The organism is Streptomyces sp. NPDC056160 (genome assembly GCF_042268205.1).
Classification (GTDB): domain Bacteria; phylum Actinomycetota; class Actinomycetes; order Streptomycetales; family Streptomycetaceae; genus Streptomyces.
The window spans coordinates 1-1,776 of record NZ_JBHJUW010000330.1; the positions used below are offsets into that span (position 1 = coordinate 1).

Below are 1,776 nucleotides of genomic sequence, written 5' to 3' on the forward strand. Positions count from 1 at the left end.
AAGACGCTCGGTTGGAAGACACCCGCCGAAGCACTCAACGAGCAGCTACAGTTGATTCAACAAGCCGGTGTTGCAACGACCGCTTGAATCCGGTCGCCTCCCGGATCTACATCCGTCTGGAGATCCTCGCGATGACCGAGGACGAGATCCTCAAAACGGTGCCTGACTCCCACCCCGTGTGGCGCGGTGTGGACGAGGCGCTGCTCAAGCGGGTCGACACCCAGTACGCGCTCGGCTCCTTCCGCGAGTGGGTGAAGGTGACCAAGCACGTCATCAAGGGCATGGAGTACTTCGGCGCCGACCAGGTGGACGACCGCATCGTCGACTGGGCCCTGTCCCGATGCTGACCACACCGGCCGGGCAACCCGCCGCCACCGCGCGGCCCTTCCCCCTCGCCGGCCAGGCCGCGCCCCGCCACCTCCACTTCCTTGGCCTGGCCGGCGCCCGTACCGTCGTTACCCCCGGCCTGACGGACGTCGACGGCGCGCTGGCCGATGCCCACCGGCAGCGGCGTTTCCTGTGCGTGCTGGGCGACGCCCGGCCTCGGCAAGACCTTCGCCGTCCACCACACCGCCCACACCCGCTTCCCGCAGGCGCACGTCCCGCTGCGCCTGGGGGCCAGACCAGGCCCGGCCGATCTGCGCGCCCACCTGCACCACGCCCTCGGCATTCATGGCACCGCACTGGCCGAACCGGCCGCCGCTGACGCGCTAATTCGCCGCGCCCTCGGTGCCGCACCCCGCATCGTGGTCGTCGACGAGGCCGACCGGATGCCCGAGCCATGCTTTGAGTACCTGCGTTTCCTGCACGACGACCTACCCGACGGCCTGTGCGCGGTCCTGATCGCCGGCCAGCGAGGCGAGGAGGCCCTGCGCGCCCAGCAGATGCTTCTCACGCGCACCACCACGTGGCTGACTCTGCAGCCGCTCGACCGGGGCCAGGTCCCACGCGCCGCGGCGGTCCTGCACCCGCTGTGGCAGACCGTCGCACCCGACCAACTCCGATCCTTGGACGGTCACTTCGCGCACGGCAGCCTTCGGCGCTGGGCCCTGCTCACCCACCACGTCCAGCGGGCCCTGACCGCTACCGGCGCCGCGTGCCCCGATCCCGGCCTGCTGCGGCGGGTCGTCGCCCGCATCGACACCTCGCGCCGCCCATGACCCAACTCGCCTCCACCGCCTGCGCGCCGACCACCCTGCCGCCCGTCCTGCTGCTGCTCGATGCGGGCGACGACCACGCCCTCCACCGCGCCGCCCTCCACCGCGGCGACCCCAGCGCCGGCTGCATCACCGCCGATCCCACGCCGCACACCAACAGCCTCGCCTACCTCGCCCTGGACCTGCTGCGCGCCATGGGCCGCGACAGTTTTACCCGCCCCGACGCCGAGCGGATGTCCACCGACGCGGCCTGGCGCGCCGTGACCTGCTGGGCCCTGACCACCGGGCTCCAGCAGGCCATCGTGCTGCGCGCCCACCGCCTCACCTCCGAACGCCTGGCGCGCCTGGCCGCCTGGCGCGCGGAGACCGGCATCCGCCTCACCCTCGTTGCCCACACCCCCACCGAGGCCACCGAGTACCGCCTGCGGGCACGCCTTGCCGCCGCCGGCCTCGCCGATCTCCACACCGCCTCCGGCACCCTGGCAGTCCTGGACGCCCTCGGCCCGCCCGGCACAAACCGACTCGGGTGCAGATCTGATGAGGGTGCCTCGTTGGGGTGATTCACAGAGGTTCGGGATGTGTCCGGTCGTGCCGACTTCTACCGTCGCCGGGTCGAGCC

Annotated in this window: 3 protein-coding genes; all 3 read left to right on the plus strand. The window is 71.9% G+C overall.

What is annotated here, in order from left to right:
- Positions 1 to 83: 83 nt before the first annotated feature.
- Positions 84 to 347 (plus strand): hypothetical protein, encoded by a 264-nt coding sequence (locus ACFC02_RS42495; RefSeq protein ID WP_376368383.1) that lies wholly within the window; start codon positions 84 to 86, stop codon positions 345 to 347.
- Positions 348 to 494: 147 nt separating this feature from the next.
- Positions 495 to 1,160: an ATP-binding protein gene (locus ACFC02_RS42500; RefSeq protein WP_376368385.1), complete on the plus strand. Its 666-nt coding sequence runs from the start codon at positions 495 to 497 to the stop codon at positions 1,158 to 1,160.
- The gene (locus tag ACFC02_RS42505; protein WP_376368387.1) at positions 1,157 to 1,717 is read left to right on the plus strand and encodes a hypothetical protein; all 561 of its coding nucleotides are present in this window, start codon (positions 1,157 to 1,159) and stop codon (positions 1,715 to 1,717) included. The genes ACFC02_RS42500 and ACFC02_RS42505 overlap by 4 nt, the downstream gene beginning before the upstream one ends.
- Positions 1,718 to 1,776: the final 59 nt, after the last annotated feature.

Bases quoted from the DNA above. Each gene is read 5' to 3' on its own strand.
- ACFC02_RS42500 (WP_376368385.1), top strand. From the start codon at position 495: ATGCCCACCGGCAGCGGCGTTTCCTGTGCGTGCTGGGCGACGCCCGGC.
- ACFC02_RS42505 (WP_376368387.1), top strand. From the start codon at position 1,157: ATGACCCAACTCGCCTCCACCGCCTGCGCGCCGACCACCCTGCCGCCC.